This window comes from Massilia soli (assembly GCF_016809835.1).
In the GTDB taxonomy this organism is placed as follows: Bacteria; Pseudomonadota; Gammaproteobacteria; order Burkholderiales; family Burkholderiaceae_D; genus Telluria_A; species Telluria_A soli.
In genome coordinates this window covers 170016-190800 of record NZ_JAFBIL020000003.1, presented here as the reverse complement: position 1 = coordinate 190800, position 20785 = coordinate 170016, and the positions used below count along the sequence as shown (strand labels likewise).

Sequence of the window (20785 nt, the reverse complement as noted above, 5' to 3'; positions counted from 1 at the left end):
GGAACTTTTGACTTTGGAGCTTTTGCGCGGCTTAGGCTGTCAGCGCGGCCATGCCGGCTTTTGCGATCTGCGCGTCTTCCGGGGATTTGACGCCCGAGACGCCAACCGCGCCAATCACGTGGCCGTCAACGATCACCGGGACGCCGCCTTCCAGCATGCCTTCGCTGAACGGCGCGCTGCCGAATGCCGTGCGGCCGTTGTTGATCATGTCTTCGTAGATCTTGGTCTCGCGACGCCCCAGCGCCGATACCCTGGCCTTGGCCGCCGCAATGTGCGACGACAGCGGCGCGGCGCCGTCCAGGCGCTGCAGCCACAGCAGGTGGCCACCGTCGTCCGTGATCGCGATCGTCACCGGCCACTTGTTGGCGACCGCTTCCGCTTCCGCCGCTGCGGCTATCTTCTTGGCGTCGTCCAGGGTCAAATAGGGTTTGCTTTGCATGGTGCCGTCCTTGTCTGTGAGTGATGGCGCCGATTTTAAGGCTGGCGCCCTGCCCTGCGATAAGTTTTGACGTATAGCCGTTATTGCTGTTGCTTCGCTTTGAGCTTGGCCTTGATCTGCGGCATCAGCTCGGCGGCGGCTTGCTCGCCCGCCAGGATCGCCAGGTTGCGGCCGTTGAAGTCGGCGCCGCCCATCTTGCCCAGCGCGGGCTGGATGACGATGTCCGCATCCTTGAGCTCGTAATGGTTCAGCCGCTGTCCCATGATGGTGAAAGTTTGCATCAGCACGTCGAGCGAGCTGACGGTGGCTTGCACGTCGGTCTGCGTTGAAATGTTCACCGCGATGATGAAGTCCGCGCCCATCTCGCGCACGAAGCGCACCGGCACCGGCGCAACCAGGCCGCCGTCGACGAACGAGCGCGTGCCGATCTTTACTGGCTGGAACACGCTCGGCACCGCCGATGAGGCGCGCACTGCCTGTCCGGTATTGCCGCGCTGGAACAGAATCGGCGCACCGGTCTTGAGGTCGGTGGCGACCGCGCCGAAGCGCAGCTTGAGCTTTTCCATCGGCTGGTTCTTGACCGCCTTGTTGACGTAGCTCTGCAGCGCTTCGCCTTTCAGCACGCCCGTCGACGAGCCGAACAGCGGCAGCGCCCAGTCCGAGATCGTCGCCTCGTCCATCTCCATCGCCGTTTTCTGCAGCGCGAAGCCATTCAGGCCGGACGCGTACAGCGCGCCGACCACGCTGCCGGCGCTGGTGCCGACCACGATTTCCGGCTGGATGCCCTGCGCCTCCAGCGCCTTGATCACGCCGATGTGGGCGAAACCGCGCGCGGCGCCACCGCCCAGCGCGAGGCCGATCCGGATTTTCTTGGGAGGGACAACGGCCGCCGGGGCCGGCACGATCGCCGCCGCCGGCTGGACCGGCGCCTTCGGCGTGCTGCCGCAACCGGCCAGGATCAAGGCGAGGGCAATCAGGGAACTGCGTTTGGAATACATAGGTAGACAGGAAAGGACAGAGACCGCGATTGTAACTGGTATGCGCCGCCGGGGCGACCGGACATGGCCCGTTAAAGTTGTTGCGAAGACAATACCTCGATGGCAGAATGGCCGCACCACGACACAGCGAAGCGGCCACATCATGACACCTGCCCCACTGAGCATCACGCCAACCACCATCGCCGATGCCCAGCTGGACATGCGCATCGCGTACTACGACGGCGCACCCGGCATCGTCTGCTCGGGACTGGTGTGGCTGATCGCCGGCATGGTCGCGCTGAACCTGTCCGCCAAGCATGCGGTGTGGACCCTGCTGATCGGCGGCATGTTCATCCATCCTGCCGCGGTGCTGCTCAACAAGCTGCTTGGCCGCAGCGGCAAGCACCATCCCGCCAATCCGCTGGCCTCGCTGGCGATGGCGTCCACCTTCTGGATGATCATGTGCCTGGTATTGGCCTACGGCGTGTCGATGCTGCGGATCGAATGGTTTTTCCCGGCCGTGCTGCTGATCATTGGCGGGCGCTACATGACCTTCGCCACGCTGTACGGCATGCGCATCTACTGGGCCATCGGCATCGCGCTGGGTGCGGCGGCCTACCCCTTGTTTGCCATGGGCGCGTCGCCAGCCGCCGGCGCGCTGGCCGGCGGGGCCATCGAGGTGGCGTTCGCCATCGCGGTGTTCCTGATGCCGGGCCGCGCCGCGCCCGGCAGCGCGCGCCCCGCAGGCATTTAAGCCGCCGGCCCCGGCAGCGACACGATAAAGCTGCTGCCCTTGCCCGCCGCCGACTTGATCGACAGGTTGCCGCCATGGCGCAGCAGCACGTGCTTGACGATCGCCAGCCCCAGACCGGTGCCCTGGGTTTCGCGCGACCGGCTCTTGTCGACCCGGTAGAAGCGCTCGGTCAGGCGCGCGATGTGCTGCTGGTCGATGCCGATGCCGGTATCGGTGACGGCAAACTGCGGGCCGGCGCCATCATTGCTCCAGGAGATGTGAATGGTGCCGCCCTCCGGCGTGTAGCGCACCGCATTCGAGGCCAGGTTGCCAAACGCCGAACGCAGCTCTTCCGCGCTGCCCATCACGCCCGGGCCGTCCACGCTGGTGGTGACCTGGTGCTTGCCGCCCGACAGCGCGCGCGCTTCCTCGGCCACGTCGTTTACCAGCGCCATCACGTCGACCTGCTCGCTGCGCAGCGGGTAGTCGACCGATTCGAGGCGCGACAAGGTCAGCATGTCTTCGATCAGGCGCTGCATGCGGTGCGCCTGGTCGGTCATCAGCTTGAGGTGCGCTTCGCGGGTGGCCGGGTCGAGCGCCATGCCGCTCGACGCAATTTCCAGGAAGCCCACAATCACCGTCAGCGGCGTGCGCAGTTCGTGCGAGGCGTTGGCGATGAAGTCGCGGCGCATCTCTTCGATGCGGTCGGTCTCGGTGGCATCGTGCGTCACCAGGATCTGGCGCCGGTTTTCAAACGGAATCAGCTGGACGATCAGCTTGCGGTCGCGCAGGCTCAGGGTCAGCGGCTGCTCGTAGCGCCCGAGGATGATGTAGTCGATGAAGTCGGGGTGGCGGATCAGGTTGGTCACGCGCATGCCCTTGTCGCGCTCCAGCGTCAGTCCCAGGTGCCGTTCGGCGGCCGGGTTGCACCATTCGAGGAACAGCACGTCGTCCATGATGGCGACGCCGTCGGGCAGCAGGTGCATGGCCTGGCGGAAGCGCGCCAGCCATTCGGTCAGCTCGGCCTGGTGGCGCTCGTCGTCGCGGCGCAGGCGGTACAGGCGGGAAAAGATTTCAGTCCAGGAACCCCAGCCGTCGGGCAGCTTGGAGCTGTGCGGATTGTCGAGCCAGACGTTCAGCTGGCTCAGGTAGGACAGCTGGGTAAACAGCATCGCCATCACCGCCAGCAGCGCGAAGCCGAGCCCGTAGGCGGCGCCGAACAGCCACCAGATGATGCTGGCGCCAGCCATGACAAACACCATGCGCAGCAGCGCGGGGATCCAGAACAGCAGCTTTGGATTCATGTTTTATTTTTCTGAGAGCATGTAGCCGACGCTGCGGATGGTCTTGATCAGGTATTCCGATTCCTTCAGCGCCTTGCGCAGCCGCAGGACATGGACGTCGACGGTGCGCTCTTCGATGGCGACATGGTCGCCCCACACCTTGTCGAGCAGCTGGCTGCGCGAGAACACCCGTTCGCGGTGCGCCATCAAGAACTTCAGCAGCTTGAACTCGGCGTGGCCGATGTCGATCTTCTGCTTGTCGATCTCGACGGTGAAGCTGGCCGGGTCGAGCGTCACCGCGCCGGCCGACATGACTTCCTGCGCATGTTCCGGGCTCTTGCGGCGCAGCAGCGCGCGCGCGCGCGCCAGCAGCTCTTTCGGCGAGAACGGCTTGGTGACATAGTCGTCGGCGCCGGTGTCCAGGCCCGCCAGCTTGTCTTCTTCCATGCTCTTGGCCGTCAGCATGATGACCGGAATGTCCTTGAAGTCGCGGTCCGAGCGGATCCGCGACAGCAGGCGCAGGCCGGTCTGGTCGGGCAGCATCCAGTCCAGCAAGATCAGCTGCGGCGTGCGGTTCTGGATGAATTCCCAGGCCGCCGCGCAGTTCTGTACCGAGCAGACGTTCCAGCCGGCTTCGCGCAGCGAAAAGGTGACCAGTTCGATGATGGCCGGTTCGTCTTCTACAATCAGTACAGTGGTTTTATCGGCTGCCATGACGCGGTCACGCTGGTTGGTCGGCGCTCGGAGCGGCTGGCTTGGTGTGGCGGATGTCCTTGCCTTCGACGACATAAATGACATATTCGGCGATGTTCTTGGCATGGTCGCCAATCCGCTCGATCGCCTTGGCCACCCACAAGGTGTCCAGCGCCGACGAAATCGTGCGCGGGTCTTCCATCATGAAGGTGATCAGGTTGCGCATGATCGAACGGAACTCGTGGTCGACCACTTCGTCGCGCGCGATCAGCTGCAGCGCCTGCTTACCGTCGAGGCGCGCGAACGCGTCGAGCGAGTCGTGCAGCATGTCGCCGGTGGCGGTGGCGATGTTGCGCACCATGTCGTAATGGTTCAGCGCGATCGCGCCGCGCGCATGCAGGCTTTTCGAGGTGCGCGCGATCTTGGTCGCTTCGTCGCCGATGCGCTCGAGGTCGGTGATGACCTTGATCGTCGCCATCACCGTGCGCAGGTCGTTGGCGGTGGGCTGGCGCTTGACGATCAGGTGGCTGCAGGCGTCGTCGAGCGACACTTCCAGCTGGTTGACCGTGTTGTCTTCGGCGATCACGTGGTCTGCCCGCTCGACATTGCTGGCGCGGAAGCAGTGCATCGCTTCCTGGAACTGGGTTTCCACGATGCCGCCCATCAGCAACACCTTGGAGCGGATGGTTTCAAGTTCGTGGTCGTACTGTTTGGATGAATGCTCGCCAATCATGCTGCTCTCCGTCTTGTCGTTTTTATAGGATCGTGCGGCTTAGCCGAAACGCCCAGTGATGTAATCCTGCGTCTCTTTGCGCGCGGGGTTCATGAATATCTGATCAGTTTCGCCGAATTCAACCAGCTCGCCAAGGTACATGTAGGCGGTGTAGTCGGAGCAGCGGGCTGCCTGTTGCATATTGTGGGTCACGATCGCAATCGTATAATCCTGCTTCAGTTCACTGATCAGTTCTTCGACCTTGGCGGTCGAGATCGGGTCCAGCGCCGAGGTCGGTTCGTCCAGCAGCAGCACGTCGGGCTTGACCGCAACGCCGCGCGCGATGCACAGGCGCTGTTGCTGGCCGCCCGACAGCGACAGGCCGCTCTTGGTCAGCTTGTCCTTGACCTCGCCCCACAGCGCGGCCTTCTTGAGCGCCCATTCGACGCGCTCATCCATCTCGCCCTTGGACATGTCTTCATACAGGCGCACGCCGAACGCGATGTTGTCGTAGACCGACATCGGGAACGGGGTCGGCTTCTGGAACACCATGCCGACCTTGGCGCGCAGCATGTTGACGTCCTGGTCGGCGTCGAGGATGTTCTTGCCGCGGTAGACGATCTGCCCTTCGGCACGCTGGCCCGGGTACAGGTCGTACATGCGGTTCAGGGTGCGCAGCAAGGTCGATTTGCCGCAGCCGGACGGGCCGATGAAGGCAGTCACCTGCTTCTCGTGGATGTCCAGGTTGACATTGGTCAGGCTCTGCGTCTTCCCGTAGAAGAAGTTCAGGCCAGAGATTTCGATGGTTTTATTTTTCGGCGTCACGGTCGGGATCGGAGTCGGAAGTGGGCTGTTCATAATCATTTTAATGTGGAGTTTTCTGGCTGAACACGGTACGCGACAGGATGTTCAGGAACAGTACGCTGAACGTCACGATCAGTGCACCACCCCATGCGAGGGAGCGCCAGTCATCATACGGGCTCATCGCGAACTGGTAGATCACGACCGGCAGGTTGGCCAGCGGCGCGTTCATGTCCTTGCTGAAGAACTGGTTGTTCAGCGCGGTAAACAGCAGCGGCGCGGTTTCGCCGGCGATGCGGGCCAGCGCCAGCAGCACGCCGGTGATCACGCCGGCCTTGACCGCGCGCAGGCGCACCATGGTGGCCACTTTCCAGCGCGGCGCGCCCAGCGCGAACGCGGCTTCGAGCAGGCTGTTGGGCACCAGGCGCAGCATGTTGTCGGTGGTGCGCACCACCACCGGCACGGCGATCAGCGACAGCGCCAGGGTGCCGGCGTAGCCGGAAAAGTGGCCGACGTTGGCGACATAAATCGCGTAGACGAACAGGCCGATCACGATCGACGGCGCCGACAGCATCACGTCGGTGACGAAGCGGGTTACCTGGGCGAACCAGTTGCTGTCGCCGTACTCGGCCAGGTAGACGCCGGCCAGGATGCCGATCGGCGTGCTGATCGCGGTCGACAGGCCGACCATCATCAGGCTGCCGAGGATGGCGTTGCGCAGACCGCCGCCGGTGCTGTTCGGCGCCGGGGTATCGGCCGTGAACAGCTGCAGCGACAGCGCGCCGAAGCCGTTGAACAGCAAGGTGTAGAGGATCCACGCCAGCGCCAGCAGGCCGATCGTCATGGCGGCCACCGACAGCACGATACCGATGCGGTGGACCAGCAGGCGTTTGCGATAAACAGGGTTCATGGTGTTCACTTGACGCCCTCCTTGCGGGACATGCCAGCAAGCATCAGCTTGGCGGCGGACAGGACGACGAAGGTAATCATGAACAGGATCAGCGCGAGGGCGAACAGCGACGACACGTGCAGCGGCGAAGCGGCTTCGGCGAATTCATTGGCCAGGGTCGACGAAATACTGTTACCGGCAGAGAACAGCGACCACGACAGCGAGTGCGCGTTACCGATCACAAAGGTCACCGCCATCGTCTCGCCGAGCGCCCGGCCGAGGCCCAGCATGACGCCGCCGACCACACCGGTCTTGGTGTAAGGCAGCACCACCTTGCGCACGACTTCCCACTGGGTGCAGCCGAGGCCGTAAGCGGACTCTTTCAGCACCGCGGGCACGATTTCGAACACATCGCGCATCACCGACGAGATGAACGGGATGATCATCACTGCCAGGATCAGGCCGGCGGTCAGGATGCCGATGCCCATCGTCGGGCCGCTGAACAGCTGGCCGATGACCGGCAACTGGCCGAGCGTGCTTTTGAGCAGCGGCTGGACATGGTCGGCGAACAGCGGCGCGAACACGAACAGGCCCCACATGCCGTAGATAATCGACGGCACGCCGGCCAGCAGCTCGACGGCGGTGCCGAGCGGGCGGCGCAGCCAGACCGGGCAGATTTCGGTGAGGAACAGGGCAATGCCGAAGCTGATCGGGAACGCGATCAGCAAGGCGATGAAGGACGTGGCCAGGGTGCCGACAATGGCGATCAAGGCGCCGAACTTGTCGTTGACCGGGTCCCATTCGACGGTGGTAATGAAGGAAGCGCCGAACTCGCTGAATGCGGGTGCGGCGCCGATGATCAGCGAGATGATGATGCCGATCAGGACCAGCAGCACGGACGCTGCGAAGGTCAGGGTGACTTTATGGAAGATGAAATCCTGGATGCGCTGCTTGCGCATGGTGGAATGCATCGCGGCGACGCTGCGTTGCTGCGCTGCGCTTCCCTGCACATCCGTCATCGCTACGGGTGGGTGTACGCTCATGGTATGTTTTTTATGTTAACCGTGCCTCTGACGGGCTTAGGTTGGGTAGATCGGGACAACGCTTTTGCCCCGCAGGGCGGATAAGCGAAGCCGATCCGCCGATTCCGATGCGCCTGGTTGCAGGCAAATCGGCGGATGCGCCTTCGGTTTATCCGCCCTGCGAGGGCGGCACTACTGTTACCAGGCAGCCTTGCCCGATGCGTCTTTCATGTTCGCCTTCCAGGATTCATTGACCAGCTTGACCACCGAATCCGGCAGCGGGACATAGTCCAGCTCGACCGCGGCGGCGTCGCCGTTCTTGAATGCCCAGTCGAAGAACTTGAGCGCTTCCTTACCCTTGGCGGCATCAGCCTGGGTCTTGTGCATCAGGACATACGATACACCGGTGATTGGCCAGCTGTTCTTGCCAGCCTGGTCGGTCAGCACGATGCCGAAGCCTGGGGTCTTGGTCCACTCGGCCGATGCCGCTGCCGCCTTGAACGCTTCGTCGTCAGGCTGCAGGAACACGCCATCCTTGTTCTTCAGCTGGGTGTGCGCAATGCGGTTCTTCTTCGCGTAAGCCCACTCAACGTAGCCGATCGAGCCCTTGATACGCTGGACGTTGGCGGCGACGCCGTCGTTGCCCTTGCCGCCGACACCGGTTGCCCACTTGACGGTGGCGCCGGCGCCGATCGCGCTCTTGAACGATGGGCTGGTCTTCGACAGGTAGTCGGTGAACAGGAACGACGTGCCCGAGCCGTCAGCGCGGTACACCACGGTGATGTCGTCGTCCGGCAGCTTCACGCCCGGGTTCAGCGCGGCGATTTGCGGTGCGTTCCACTTGGTGATCTTGCCCAGGTAGATGTCCGCCACAACCGGGCCGGTCAGCTTTATCGCGCCTGGGGCGATGCCAGGCAGGTTGACGATGGTAACCACGCCGCCCATGATGGCCGGGAACTGGAACAGGCCGGCTGCATCCAGGTCAGCTGCGCTCAAAGGCATGTCGGAGGCGCCGAAATCGACGGTTTTTGCCTTGATCTGCTTGATGCCGGCGCTCGAGCCGACCGACTGGTAGTTCACGCTGTTCTGGGTGGCGGCTTTGTAATTCTCGGCCCACTTGGCGTACACCGGATAAGGGAAGGAGGCGCCCGCGCCGGTCACATTGGCAGCCATCGCCGAGGACATAGCCATCACTACGGTTGCGCCGGTGACCAGGGAAGCCAACATCTTGTTCATTCGCATATCAAGTCCTTAAGAGTGGAACTACGGGTGGAATGCTGCGCAGTGTACCGACTGAATATGACACGTTTATGACATCGCAAAAACTGAACTGACTGCACATTTTCTCGCTGCATGATACCCTCAAATTGTCACAATATTGATGTCACACAAACAATGGCAAGTCATTGGCTTGTCATATTTCCTAACCACACTATCGCGGGATAAGATCACTCATCAGACGATAGAACATCATGAAAACTGCTGCACAAGCCGACATGTCGACGCACACCACGTTTCTTGACCGCGAGTTGTCGCAGCTCACGTTCAACCGGCGTGTGCTGGCGCAGGCGGAAGATCCCGACATTCCCCTGCTCGAACGCCTTCGCTATCTCTGCATCGTCAGCAACAACCTCGATGAATTCTTTGAAGTGCGGGTCGCCAGCCTGCTGGCCCAGGGCAACCCGGCCGAAAATCCGGGACTGAGCGCCAACCTGGCCCGCATCAACGTCGAATGCCATGACCTGGTGCAGCGCCAGTACGCGATCCTGAACACCGAAGTCTTGCCTCAATTGCAAGAAAAAGGCGTGCAGCTGGTACGCCATACCGACCGCAACGACGCCCAGCGCGCCTGGGTCAAGGAGTATTTCGAACGCGAAGTGCGCCCGCTGCTCACGCCGATCGGCCTCGACCCGGCCCATCCCTTCCCCCAGGTCGTCAACAAGAGCCTCAATTTCATCATCGCGCTGACCGGCAAGGATGCATTCGGGCGCGGCACCGGCATCGCCATCGTCAAGGCGCCGCGGGTGCTGCCGCGGGTCATCAAGCTGCCCGACCACCTGTCGCGCAATGGCGGCGCCACCTTCTGCCTGCTGTCCTCGGTGATCCACTCGCATATCGAAGACCTGTTCCCGGGGCGCGAAGTGGCGGCCTACTCGCAGTTCCGCGTCACCCGCGACTCCGACCTCTGGGTCGACGAGGAAGAGGTCAAGAACCTGCGCCAGGCGCTCAAAGGCGAATTGCAGGGCCGCCAGTTCGGCACCTCGGTGCGCCTCGAAGTGGCGCGCAATTGCCCGCCCGAGCTGTCGCAATTCCTGCTCAACCAGTTCAACCTCGACCCGTCGCGCCTGTACGCTGTGGACGGGCCGGTCAACCTGGTGCGCCTGAACGAGCTGATCGACCATGTGCAGACCGCGAGCCTGCGCTTTGCGCCGTTCGCACCCGGGCAGCTGCAAACGGCCGGCGGCGCCGGCATTTTCGAGCACCTGAAGAAGCATGAAATTTTGCTGCACCACCCGTTCCAGTCGTTTCAGACGGTGATCGACTTCATCTGCGCCGCCGCGCGCGATCCCGACGTGGTGGCGATCAAGCAGACGATTTACCGCACCGGCACCCACTCGGAGCTGATGGAGGCGCTGGTGGCAGCGGCGCGCGCCGGCAAGGAAGTGACCGTCATCCTCGAGCTGATGGCGCGCTTTGACGAAGAAGCCAACATCAACTGGGCCGACAAGCTGGAACAGGCTGGCGCCCAGGTGGTCTACGGCGTGGTCGGCCTGAAGACGCACGCAAAAATCGCGCTGGCGATCCGCCGCGAAGAAGGCGGCCTGAAGTTCTACTCGCACCTCGGCACCGGCAACTACCACCTGACCACCACCCGCCTGTACACCGACTTCGGCCTGCTGACCGCGCACCAGGAAATGGGCCAGGAAGTCAACGAGGTGTTCATCCACCTGACCAGCCTGTCCAAGCCGCAAAAGCTGCGCCACCTGTGGCTGGCCCCGTTCACCTTGCAGAACGAGATCATCCGCGCGATCCGCAACGAGGCGCGCCTGGCGCGCTCGGGCCGCCCGGGCCGCATCATCGCGAAAGTCAATGCGCTGGTCGACGAATCGGTGATCCGGGCGCTGTACGCGGCCTCGCAGGACGGCGTGAAGATCGACCTGATCGTGCGCGGGGCCTGCACCCTGAACCCAGGCGTGCCGGGGCTGTCTGAAAACATCAAGGTGCGCTCGGTGATCGGGCGCTTCCTCGAGCACAGCCGGATCTACTACTTCCGCAATGACCTGGCGCACGACGTCTACCTGGCCAGCGCCGACTGGATGAGCCGCAACCTGTTCCGCCGCATCGAAGTCGCCTTCCCGGTGCTGGACAAGGCGCTCAAGCGGCGCGTGATCACCGAAGGGCTGAACCCCTACCTGAAGGACAACTCGAACGCGTGGGAACTGGAACCGGGCGGGCAATACCAGCGCCGCCGCGCGCGTGGCAAGCTGGCCGCCTTCTCGGCCCAGCAACACCTGATGAAACTGCTCGGCACGCCGGCCGGGGAGCACGAATAGGGAGCGTCGCCCCAGCGCGGGCGCGGGCGGCGATGATCTCATCAACAACAAGGAGCAAGGCATGGACCTGATCTTGTGGCGACACGCGGAAGCAGCCGATCCCGAGCGCGGGCAAAGCGACATGCAGCGCGCCCTGACCTCGAAAGGCCAGAAGCAGGCGCGGCGCATGGCCGAATGGCTGACCTCGCAACTCCCAGAAAGCTGCAAGGTGCTGGTCAGCCCGGCGCTGCGCACCCTGCAAACGGTCGAGCCGCTCGGGCGCAAGTTCAAGGTCATGCCCGAACTTGCTCCCGGCGCCGACCCGCACGAACTGCTGCGCGCGGCCAACTGGCCCCATGCGCGCGACCCGGTGCTGATCGTCGGCCACCAGCCGACCCTGGGCCAGGTCGCCGCCCTGCTGCTGTCGGGCCAGCCCCAGTACTGGGAAATGAAGAAGGCCAGCGCCTGGTGGTTTGTCCAGCGCGAGCCGAACGAGCCCGCCAGCCTGTACCTGAAAGCGGTGATGGCGCCCGACCTGATCGTCAAATGACCGACTCCCCTTGTAATGAGTCTGCCATCTGCTAAAGTTTAGATGTATCAATTCTTAGGGGGGACGCCGGAAACGGCGCTGTGAATCATGTTAAACATGCTCGTCATTGCCATACTAGGGGGCATGGTCGGGCTGATCCTTTACGAACTGGTGGATGAAGTCCGCGGAGGCTCGCACGAACTGCACGACCGCTATCACGAATAGCACCCGGCCTGGGGTCGACCCGGCCAAGCAAAAAGCGGCAAGGCCCATCCAGGCGCTTGCCGCTTTCGCTTGTGCGGAAGCGCGAACTTACACGTGCAGCAGCAGGTGCTCGCGCTCCCACGGGCTGATCACGGTCATGAACTCCATGTGCTCCTGCTCCTTGATCGCCGCGTACACATCGATGAAGCGCTGGCCCAGCACCTCGGCCAGCTTGTCTTCGGCGCGCAGCATTTTCAGGGCCTCGGGCAGGCCCTGCGGCAGTTCGAAGTCGAGATGCTGGGCGCTGCTGCCGGTGGCGTCGGTCGGCTCGAGCTGCTCGGCCATGCCGAGGTAGCCGCAGGCCAGCGTCAGGGCAAACGCCAGGTAGGGATTGGCGTCGGCGCCGATCACGCGGTTCTCGATGCGGCGGTCGGCCGGGCGCGAATTGGGCACGCGGAATCCCACCGTGCGGTTGTCCATTCCCCACTGCACGTTCACCGGCGCGTAGGTATGGCGCACGATGCGGCGGTAGGAATTGACGTAAGGAGCGGCCAGCGCCATCGCCGACGGCATGTAGCGCTGCAGCCCGCCCACATAATGGTAGAACGCCCTGGAGGGCGAACCATCGGGGTTGCTGAACAGGTTCTGCCCGCTCTGGGTATCCATCACGCTCTGGTGCACATGCATTGCCGAGCCCGGCTCGGCGGCCATCGGCTTGGCCATGAAGGTGGCATACATATTGTGCTTCAGCGCCGCTTCGCGCAGCGTGCGCTTGAAGTAGAACACGTTGTCGGCCATGCCGAGCGGGTCGCCATGCAGGAAATCGATGCCCATCTGCCCTGCCCCGATCTCGTGGATCAGGGTGTCGACGTCGAGCTGCATCAGCTCGCAGTAATCGTAGATGTCCTCGAACAGCGGATCGAACTCGTTGACCGCGTCGATGCTGTAGATCTGGCGGCTGGTCTCGGCACGGCCGCTGCGCCCGACCGGCGACTTGAGCGGCTGGTTCGGGTCCATGTTCTGCGCGGTCAGGTAAAACTCCAGCTCCGGGCCGATGACCGGCGACCAGCCACGCTCGGCATACAGCTTGAGCACGCGGCGCAGCACCGAGCGCGGCGCGAAATCGACCAGCGTGCCGTCGGCGAAGAAGCAGTCGTGGATCACCTGGGCGGTCGGGTCGGCGGCCCACGGCACCATCGTGATGGTGGCCGGATCGGGCTTGAGGATCATGTCGCGGTCCAGGGTCGAGATGGCCCGCTCGTAGGCGGCGTCGCCGCTGGGATGGTTGCCGGTGACGGTCATCCCCAGCACCGCCTCGGGAATGCGCATGCCGCGCTCGTCGGTGAACTTGAAGCGCGGCAGGATCTTGCCGCGCGCCACGCCGGTCAGGTCCGGCACCAGGCATTCAATTTCGGTGACCCGTTTCTCGTTGAGATACAGGTCCATATCGCTATCGGTAAAATTCTGGCGCAGGACCATTATTTCTCCTGTTCCGGGAAGGACTGTTGTCGATATTGAATTATATCGCGCCCGTCGCCGATGCTCAGTCCAGTTCGCGCAGGCGGTTGAACGCCTCGTCGATGCGCTCCACCGCCACGATCGTCATGCCCTCGATCGGGTGCTTGGGCACGTTCGACTTGGGGATCATCGCGATCGAGAAGCCCAGCTTGGCCGCTTCGCGCAAGCGCTCCTGGCCGCGCGGCGCCGGGCGGATTTCGCCGGCCAGGCCCACTTCGCCGAACACCACCAGCCCGCGCGGCAGCGGCTTGTTGCGCATCGACGAATTGATCGCCAGCAGCACGGCCAGGTCGGCCGCCGGTTCGCTGATCTTGACGCCGCCGACCGCGTTGATGAACACATCCTGGTCGAAGGCGGCGATGCCGGCGTGGCGGTGCAGCACCGCCAGCAGCATCGCCAGCCGGTTCTGCTCCAGGCCCACCGACAGGCGGCGCGCGTTGGGCAGGTGGCTCGAATCGACCAGTGCCTGGATCTCGACCAGCAGCGGGCGCGTGCCCTCCTGGGTGACCATCACGCAGGCGCCGGGCACTTGGGTGCCATGCTGCGACAGGAACAGCGCCGACGGATTCGACACGCCCTTCAGGCCCTTCTCGGTCATCGCGAACACACCCAGCTCGTTGACCGCGCCGAAGCGGTTTTTGATCGCCCGCACCAGCCGGAAGCTCGACTGGGTATCGCCCTCGAAGTACAGCACCGTGTCGACGATGTGCTCAAGCACGCGCGGGCCGGCCAGCGCGCCCTCTTTCGTCACGTGGCCCACCAGGATGATCGTCACGCCGGTCTGCTTGGCCATGCGGGTCAGCTGCGCCGCGCACTCGCGCACCTGCGCCACCGACCCGGGCGCGGAACTGAGGGCGTCCGAATAGACGGTCTGGATCGAATCGATGACCGCCACTTCGGGCTTCAGCGACTCCAGCGTGCCGAGGATCTTTTCCAGCTGGATCTCGGCCTGCAGCTTCAGGCTGGCCGCTTCGACGCCGAGGCGGCGCGCGCGCAGCGCGATCTGGGCGCCGGATTCCTCACCGCTGACATACAAGGTGCTCTTGAGCTGCGAGATATTGGCCAGCGCCTGCAGCAGCAGGGTCGACTTGCCGATACCCGGGTCGCCGCCGATCAGCACCACCCCGCCCGCCACCAGGCCGCCGCCCAGCACCCGGTCGAATTCCTCGATGCCGGTGCCGAAGCGCGGCACGTCGACCGCCTCGATGTCGGCCAGCGACAGCACCGGCGCGGTCTGCGCCAGGCTCTTGAACTGCTGGTTCGACAGCCGGTTGACGCCAGGCGCCTCGACCACCGACTCGACCATCGTGTTCCACTGCTGGCAGGAAGTGCACTGGCCGGTCCATTTGCTGCTGATGGCGCCGCAGTCGCTGCAGGTGTAATTGGTTTTTGCCTTAGCCATGGTTTTCCAGGTCAGCTTCCATCATGCGCACGCGCGGCGCGACGGCGCACATCAATTCATAGCCGATGGTGCCGGCGGCGTCGGCCACTTCGTCGACCGGCAGGCCGGCGCCCCACAGCACCACCTTGCTGCCCACCCGCGCGCCGGCCAGGCCGCTCAGGTCGACCGTCATCATGTCCATCGACACCCGGCCGACCAGCCGGGTGCGGACGCCATCGACGATCACCGGGGTGCCGTGCGGCGCATGGCGCGGGTAGCCGTCGGCATAGCCGCAGGCGACGACGCCGATGCGCATCGGTTCGGTGGCCTCGAAGCGGCTGCCGTAGCCGACGGTCTCGCCGGCGCCGATCTCCTGGATGCCGATGATCTCGCTGGCCAGCGTCATGGTCGGGCGCAAGCCGAAGTGGTCGGCCGTGTTGCCGCCGGGCGTGCCGCCGTACAGCATGATCCCCGGGCGCACCCAGTCGTTCGACAGGTCCGCCGCCAGCTCGGCCTGGTGCAGCACGCCGCCGGAATTCGACAGGCTGCGCGGGCCATCGATGCCGTCGGCGCCGGCGCAGAAGCGGCGCACCTGTTCGCGCACGCTCAGGCGCGGGTGCTCCAGTTCGTCGGCGTTGGCGAAATGGGTCATCAAGGTGATCTCGCGCACCGCGGCGATGGCGCGCAGGCGCTGCCAGGCGTGCGCGAACTGGTCGGGGCGGAAGCCGAGGCGGTTCATCCCGGTGTTCATTTTCAGGTGCACGTCGATCGGGCGGCTAAACCGGGCCTGCTCCAGCATCGCGATCTGCTCGACGCAGTGAACCGCGCTGTTCAAGCCGTACTGATCCAGCAGCGCCGTGTCGGCCGGCTCGAAGATCCCTTCGAGCAGCAGCAGCGGCCGGGTCCAGCCCAGTTCGCGCAGGCGCACCGCACCCTCGGTCTCGATCAGCGCCAGGCCGTCGGCATCGGCGAAACCGCGCAGCGCGTGCTCCAGGCCATGGCCGTAGGCGTTCGCCTTGACCACGCCCCACACTTTCGCCCCCGGGGTGCAGGCGCGCACCCGCGCCAGGTTGTGTCGCATTGAATCGAGGTGAACGGTAGCGCTGAGCGGCCTTGGCATGGACAAAAATGGCGTAGTTTACAAGAGGCTCTATTTTACCCGGCCCTGCCCGTTTCGCATTGCGGATTTCTTTGGGTTCATGGGCATTCATGGTATAAAGCAACCCACACTTGTTTTAGAGCTTTCGAATGAATCGTGGTTTTTATACCATCATGGCGGCGCAGTTTTTTTCGTCGCTGGCGGACAATGCACTGCTGTTCGTAGCGATTGACCTGCTGATTTCCATGAATGCGCCGGCATCGCTGACGCCGCTGCTCAAGCTTTCATTTGTGCTCTTCTACGTTCTTCTCGCCGCCTTTGTCGGCGCCTTCGCCGACTCGATGCCGAAGGGCCGGGTGATGTTCATCGCCAACCTGATCAAGATCTTCGGCTGCGCGCTGATGGTATTCCAGCTGCACCCGCTGCTCTCGTACGCGGTGGTCGGCTTTGGCGCGGCGGTGTACTCGCCCGCCAAATACGGCATCCTCACAGAACTGCTGCCGCCCGAAAAACTGGTTGAAGCAAACGGCTGGATCGAAGGCCTGACGGTCATGTCGATCATCCTCGGCACCGTCATGGGCGGCGCGCTGGTCAGCGCGCACGGCTCGGCGCTGCTGCTCAGCATCGACCTGCCGCTGATCGACACCGGCATCGACAGTACCACCGAAGCGGCGCTCGCCGTGGTCGTGTTCGTCTACATGCTGGCCACGCTGTTCAACCTGCGCATCCCCGACACCGGCGCCATCTACGCCCACCAGGAACGCAACCCGGCCAAGCTCATTGCCGAATTCTCCATTTGCTGCGGCCTGCTCTGGAAGGACAAGCTCGGCCAGATTTCGCTGGCGGTGACGACGCTGTTCTGGGGCGCGGGCGCGACCCTGCAATTCATCGTGCTCAAGTGGGCCGAGAAATCGCTCGACATGCCGCTCGACAAAGCCACCGCGCTGATTGGCGTGGTCGCGCTGGGCGTGGCGCTGGGCGCGGCCGCCTCTGCCAAGATCATTCCGCTGAAAAAGTCGCTGACCGTGATCCCGCTGGGCATCGCGATGGGCGTGGTGGTGATGTGCATGCCGCTGGTGCATTCGGTGGTGATGGCTTACCCCCTGCTGATCTTCATCGGCATCCTGTCCGGTTTCTTCGTGGTCCCGATGAACGCGCTGCTGCAGCACCGCGGCCACGTCCTGATGAGCGCCGGGCACTCGATCGCGGTTCAGAACTTCAACGAAAACCTGTCGATCCTGACGATGCTCGCGCTCTACGCGGTGATGATCACGCTCAACCTCGACCTGAACATCATCATCGTCCTGTTTGGCGCCTTCGTCGCCGGCATCATGTTCCTGATCATGAAGCGCCACGCGCTGAACCAGAAAGAACACGACTCGCTCGCCCTGATTGGCGAGCACAAGCACTAATCCCCACGCTCACAAACATTCCAAAATCGGGGACAGACCACCATTTTAGAAGATTCTAAAATGGTGGTCTGTCCCCGATTTTGGAACTTCCCGATTTGGACCTTTTGTTTATTGCAGGCGGAGGGCGGCGCGGGAGCGCCAGGTGTCGGGGACGATGAAGCCGCGCGCGGTTTCGATGATGTCGCCACCCTCTTCCCGTACCGCCGCTACCAGCGATGGCATCGCGGCGCCAGCCAGCGCCGCTTGCAGCGCTTCCCTTCCCATCACGCTGTCGCTGCCGTCGCCACGGTAGGGCGCCAGCCATTGCATGCGCGGCAGGATCACGAAGCGGTCCGCTTCCAGTGCCGCTACTTCGGCCAGCGCGCACCAGAAGCCCCGGCAGTGCTGCGCCGAGATGCCGCCCATCGGCTGGTGCCCGCCCGATGGGTAGAACAGCCAGCCTTTGACCAGCGCCCGCGCGCGGATCACGGGACGCTCGAGCAGCGCCTGCGCGGCCGGGTGAATGCCTAGTTCGAGCTGGCGGGTGAATATCTTGCGCATCTTGGCACCGAGACTGTCGGCCAGGTTGGGACCGACAAAGGTGTCGAAGCGCGAGGCGGCAGTGCCTTCGAGCAGGTAGAACTTGGTCGCGAATTCGATGTGCTCGACGCCGCCCTCGCCCGCGTCGAGCAGGAAGTCGAACTCGCCAACCGTGTCGTTGCGGCTGCTGCGTACCTGCAGGCCGTGCGCCACCAGTTCACCGCGCTCGCGAAAGTAGAAGGCCATCAGCTTCTCGGCATACAGCCCGAGCCGGGTGTAGACGCGCTCGCCAAGCGAGGCTTGCAGCGCCGACGGGTCGGCGTCGAGCTCGCCCAGCCAGCGCGCGACACCGGGACCGACCTCGCCGAGCGAGGCGATCTTGTGTTCCCAGTAGGGATCGTGCGCATCGAGCAGGTCGGGGGCGTCGAGCAGCCACGCCAGGGTGCGCACGTGCGGCTGGCGCAGATGCCCCCAGCGGCGCGCGAACTGCGCCTGGAAGGTGTCAGCCCGTGCGTCCATCGTGCGCCTTTGCCAGGCACAGGTCGGCCCACGCGAGCGCCTTGTCGGCGCCGCGGCGCAGCAGTTCGCCCGGATGCAGTGTCGCCACCAGCGCTACCTCGCCCAGTGCATGCACCGCGCCACGCGCGGCCGACAGCGGCTCGGCGAGCGGCTTGCCAAGCAGGCCGTTGGCGGCGATCTGGCCCACCGTGAGCACCATCGCGGCGCCGGTCAGCGCAACTTCGCGTTCGAGGTAGGGCCGGCAGGCGCGCGCTTCGTCGATCGTCGGCGCGCGGTCGCCGCCATTGGCGCTGGTCGGGCGGCATTTGACCAGATTGGTGACCCAGGCGCTGGTCTCGCGCGAGAGCTCGACCGCGGCCAGCATGTTACCCAGCAGCTTGCCGGCCTCGCCCGCGACCGGCTGGCCCTCGGTTTCGTCGGCCGCCGTCGTCGCACCCGCGGCGACGACCCATTGCGCCTGGCGCGCGCCGCTTCCGTAGACTGGCTTGCTGCCGCTTGCGCACAGGCCGCAGCGGGTGCAGCCGGCAATCGCCGCGCGCAGCTGTGCCCAGTCCATGGCGGCGATCTCTTCGTCCGTCGCTGCGGGCGCGACATCCGCGTCGGCCCAGGCGCTGCCCGGCGGCTGCGGATGGTTCATCGGCGCGCGCGGCTCGTGGCCGGGCTGGTATACCGGCGGCGGCGGCAGCGCCGGCGATGGCTCGGGACGGTACGGCTTAGTCGCGGGCGCCGCCTGCACCTCCGGCACGGCTTCCGCGGCTGGCGGTTCGGCCGCGGGAGCGCCTGCGCTGCCGCGCAGCGTCCACAGCGGTCCGATGCCCATCTCTTCGAGGAAGGCGGCGCTGCGCTTACTCATAGAACGTACCTCATCACGATCGCATCCTCGCGTTGTCCGTTATGGTCGGGATAGTATGCCTTGCGCCGGCCGATTTCGGCGTAGCCGTACTGTTCATACACCTTCAGCGCGCGCAGGTTCGATGGGCGCACCTCCAGCAGCACCGATTCCATGCCCAGCGCGCGCGCGCAGTCGGCGACCTTGTCGAGCAGGTGGCGCCCCAGCCCTTCGCCCTGGCGCTCGGCGCGCACGGCGACGTTGAGCAGGTGCGCTTCGTCGACCGCCGCCATCAGCAGGAAGTAGCCGACCAGCTGGCCGGCGTCGTCGCGCAGCACGCGGCCCTGGTAGCCGGTGGCGAGCGAGTCGGTGAAATTCCCGCGCGTCCAGGGATGCGGGTACACCGACAGCTCGACGCCGAACACTTCGTCGATGTCGGCCATCGCCATGCGCGACAGGTGCAGACCGGCGTCGGTCATGCGGCGGCCTTGCTGGCGTTGATGACCTGGCGCTCGGCGCTGGTGTAGGCGACCTTGTTGCGCAGGTAGAGCGGCTGCGCTTGCGCTGCCGCCACGCCGTGGCCGGCGGCCAGCGCCGCGCTGCCCAGCCGTGCGACCTCGCCGGCATGCGGCATGATGGCGGCCAGCGCGCCTTGCGCCCACGGACGGCCGGCGAACGCGTCCGGGTAAGCGGCGAAGCCGTTGCCGCAGGCAGTCAGGACGCCGCCGGCATCGACCGGGGCGACGTCGCCCGGCGCGCACAGGGCCGGCTCGGCCACCACCGTCAAGCCGCCATCAAACCGGTACTGGGCCCAATACACCTCGCCCATGCGCGCGTCGAGCACCGTGAGGATCTCGGTGGCGCCGGTTTGCAGGCGGCAGGCCAGCGCCATCGCTTCGAGGGTTACCAAGGGGACCACCGGCAGGCCGGCGCCAAAGGCGAGGCCCTGGGCGATGCCGCACGCGGTACGCACGCCGGTAAACGAGCCCGGGCCCGCCCCGAACGCGATCGCGTCGCACTGCGCGAGCGTCAGCCCGGCTTCGGCAAGCAGCTCCTGCACCATCGGCAGGATCGATTGCGAGTGGGTGCGCACGCCGGACGAGGCGCGCGCCAGCAGCGTTTCGCCGTTGAGCAGCGCGCAGGATGCGAGTTCGGAGGAGGTTTCGATGGCGAGAATGATAGACATACCGTATTTTAACCCGGCCAGCCTGCGCTGGCAGCCCTGCGGCGGGCGTTGTAGAATGCCGCATGCATAGCCTGACTCTCGACCTTGACAACCGCGACACGATCACCCAGGCGCTGGCCGGCGATCGCTGGGTCGTGGCCTGCCTGTGCGCCGCGTGGTGCGGTACCTGCACGGCGTACCGGAACGCCTTCGAGACGGTGGCCGCGCGCCATCCCGACAAGCTGTTCGTGTGGATCGACGTCGAAGACCAGGCCGACCTCGTTGGCGACCTCGATGTCGAGAATTTCCCTACGCTGCTGATCCAGCGCGACGATACCGTGGCCTTCTTCGGCACCATGCTGCCCGATCCCGCACTGGCCGACCGGCTGGTCAAGGCGCAGGCCGAACAGACCCGCGAAGAACTGGCACGCCTGGCCGGCAGCAGCTCCGAACGGCGCGAGTGGCAGCTCGACTGCAACCTGCGCGACCTGATTCGCGACGCCGGCTAGGCGCCGGCGCCCGGGCCGC

At 64.8% G+C, this 20785-nt stretch carries 21 protein-coding genes; 5 read left to right on the top strand and 16 right to left on the bottom strand.

The features are described from left to right. Positions 1 to 31 precede the first annotated feature (31 nt). Positions 32 to 439: a GlcG/HbpS family heme-binding protein gene (locus I4X03_RS08415; RefSeq protein WP_223467774.1), complete on the bottom strand. Its 408-nt coding sequence runs from the start codon at positions 437 to 439 to the stop codon at positions 32 to 34. A gap of 80 nt (positions 440 to 519) precedes the next feature. Then, a complete protein-coding gene (locus I4X03_RS08410) occupies positions 520 to 1437 on the bottom strand; it encodes a patatin-like phospholipase family protein (RefSeq protein WP_223467773.1) in 918 nt (305 codons plus the stop codon). A gap of 142 nt (positions 1438 to 1579) precedes the next feature. Here I4X03_RS08410 and I4X03_RS08405 point away from each other — a divergent pair, with 142 nt between their 5' ends. Further along, positions 1580 to 2170, top strand: coding sequence for a DUF7010 family protein (locus I4X03_RS08405; protein WP_223467772.1), 591 nt, complete (start codon positions 1580 to 1582; stop codon positions 2168 to 2170). On the opposite strand, the gene phoR is transcribed toward I4X03_RS08405, so the two are convergent. From phoR to pstS, 7 genes are all read right to left on the bottom strand, one after another. Next, complete coding sequence (phoR, locus tag I4X03_RS08400; protein ID WP_223467771.1) at positions 2167 to 3453, bottom strand: phosphate regulon sensor histidine kinase PhoR; 1287 nt, start codon at positions 3451 to 3453, stop codon at positions 2167 to 2169. The genes I4X03_RS08405 and phoR overlap by 4 nt on opposite strands. A 3-nt stretch (positions 3454 to 3456) precedes the next feature. Further along, positions 3457 to 4146, bottom strand: a complete 690-nt coding sequence (locus tag I4X03_RS08395) for a response regulator (protein ID WP_223467770.1) — start codon at positions 4144 to 4146, stop codon at positions 3457 to 3459. Positions 4147 to 4153: 7 nt separating this feature from the next. Then, on the bottom strand, positions 4154 to 4858 hold the full coding sequence (gene phoU, locus I4X03_RS08390) for a phosphate signaling complex protein PhoU (RefSeq protein ID WP_223467769.1): 705 nt from the start codon (positions 4856 to 4858) through the stop codon (positions 4154 to 4156). Positions 4859 to 4897: 39 nt separating this feature from the next. Further along, the gene (gene pstB / locus I4X03_RS08385; RefSeq protein WP_223467768.1) at positions 4898 to 5695 is read right to left on the bottom strand and encodes a phosphate ABC transporter ATP-binding protein PstB; all 798 of its coding nucleotides are present in this window, start codon (positions 5693 to 5695) and stop codon (positions 4898 to 4900) included. Between the two features lie 7 nt (positions 5696 to 5702). Beyond that, the gene (gene pstA / locus I4X03_RS08380) at positions 5703 to 6548 is read right to left on the bottom strand and encodes a phosphate ABC transporter permease PstA (RefSeq protein ID WP_223468105.1); all 846 of its coding nucleotides are present in this window, start codon (positions 6546 to 6548) and stop codon (positions 5703 to 5705) included. 5 nt (positions 6549 to 6553) lie between these two features. After that, complete coding sequence (gene pstC / locus I4X03_RS08375; protein ID WP_223468104.1) at positions 6554 to 7546, bottom strand: phosphate ABC transporter permease subunit PstC; 993 nt, start codon at positions 7544 to 7546, stop codon at positions 6554 to 6556. Positions 7547 to 7747: 201 nt separating this feature from the next. Continuing rightward, positions 7748 to 8776: a phosphate ABC transporter substrate-binding protein PstS gene (gene pstS, locus I4X03_RS08370; RefSeq protein ID WP_370660501.1), complete on the bottom strand. Its 1029-nt coding sequence runs from the start codon at positions 8774 to 8776 to the stop codon at positions 7748 to 7750. A gap of 245 nt (positions 8777 to 9021) precedes the next feature. Here pstS and ppk1 point away from each other — a divergent pair, with 245 nt between their 5' ends. Both ppk1 and sixA read left to right on the top strand, forming a co-directional pair. After that, on the top strand, positions 9022 to 11103 hold the full coding sequence (gene ppk1 / locus I4X03_RS08365) for a polyphosphate kinase 1 (protein ID WP_223467766.1): 2082 nt from the start codon (positions 9022 to 9024) through the stop codon (positions 11101 to 11103). Between the two features lie 61 nt (positions 11104 to 11164). Next, positions 11165 to 11632: a phosphohistidine phosphatase SixA gene (sixA, locus tag I4X03_RS08360; protein WP_223467765.1), complete on the top strand. Its 468-nt coding sequence runs from the start codon at positions 11165 to 11167 to the stop codon at positions 11630 to 11632. Positions 11633 to 11923: 291 nt separating this feature from the next. Here the strand turns inward: sixA and I4X03_RS08355 are convergent, their stop codons facing one another. The 3 genes from I4X03_RS08355 to alr form a co-directional block, all read right to left on the bottom strand. Next, positions 11924 to 13294 carry a glutamine synthetase family protein gene (locus I4X03_RS08355; RefSeq protein ID WP_223467764.1) on the bottom strand — a complete coding sequence of 457 codons (1371 nt, stop codon included), beginning with the start codon at positions 13292 to 13294 and terminating at the stop codon, positions 11924 to 11926. Positions 13295 to 13358: 64 nt separating this feature from the next. Next, entirely contained in the window at positions 13359 to 14735 is a 1377-nt protein-coding gene (radA, locus tag I4X03_RS08350; RefSeq protein ID WP_223467763.1) for a DNA repair protein RadA, read from the bottom strand. Further along, entirely contained in the window at positions 14728 to 15834 is a 1107-nt protein-coding gene (gene alr / locus I4X03_RS08345; protein WP_223467762.1) for an alanine racemase, read from the bottom strand. The genes radA and alr overlap by 8 nt, the downstream gene beginning before the upstream one ends. A 128-nt stretch (positions 15835 to 15962) precedes the next feature. On the opposite strand from alr, the gene lplT reads away from it, so the two are divergent. Then, on the top strand, positions 15963 to 17225 hold the full coding sequence (lplT, locus tag I4X03_RS08340) for a lysophospholipid transporter LplT (RefSeq protein WP_223467761.1): 1263 nt from the start codon (positions 15963 to 15965) through the stop codon (positions 17223 to 17225). A 108-nt stretch (positions 17226 to 17333) separates the two neighbouring features. Here the strand turns inward: lplT and I4X03_RS08335 are convergent, their stop codons facing one another. The 4 genes from I4X03_RS08335 to tsaB are packed head-to-tail and all read right to left on the bottom strand — an operon-like array spanning position 17334 to position 20278. Then, the gene (locus I4X03_RS08335; RefSeq protein WP_223467760.1) at positions 17334 to 18263 is read right to left on the bottom strand and encodes a DUF1853 family protein; all 930 of its coding nucleotides are present in this window, start codon (positions 18261 to 18263) and stop codon (positions 17334 to 17336) included. Beyond that, the gene (locus tag I4X03_RS08330) at positions 18247 to 19116 is read right to left on the bottom strand and encodes a uracil-DNA glycosylase (protein WP_223467759.1); all 870 of its coding nucleotides are present in this window, start codon (positions 19114 to 19116) and stop codon (positions 18247 to 18249) included. Before I4X03_RS08330 ends, I4X03_RS08335 begins: the two co-directional genes overlap by 17 nt. Further along, positions 19113 to 19571 (bottom strand): ribosomal protein S18-alanine N-acetyltransferase, encoded by a 459-nt coding sequence (gene rimI, locus I4X03_RS08325; RefSeq protein WP_223467758.1) that lies wholly within the window; start codon positions 19569 to 19571, stop codon positions 19113 to 19115. Before rimI ends, I4X03_RS08330 begins: the two co-directional genes overlap by 4 nt. After that, positions 19568 to 20278, bottom strand: a complete 711-nt coding sequence (gene tsaB, locus I4X03_RS08320) for a tRNA (adenosine(37)-N6)-threonylcarbamoyltransferase complex dimerization subunit type 1 TsaB (protein ID WP_223467757.1) — start codon at positions 20276 to 20278, stop codon at positions 19568 to 19570. Before tsaB ends, rimI begins: the two co-directional genes overlap by 4 nt. A gap of 62 nt (positions 20279 to 20340) precedes the next feature. Here tsaB and I4X03_RS08315 point away from each other — a divergent pair, with 62 nt between their 5' ends. Beyond that, on the top strand, positions 20341 to 20766 hold the full coding sequence (locus I4X03_RS08315) for a thioredoxin family protein (protein ID WP_223467756.1): 426 nt from the start codon (positions 20341 to 20343) through the stop codon (positions 20764 to 20766). The last annotated feature ends 19 nt before the right edge of the window (positions 20767 to 20785 follow it).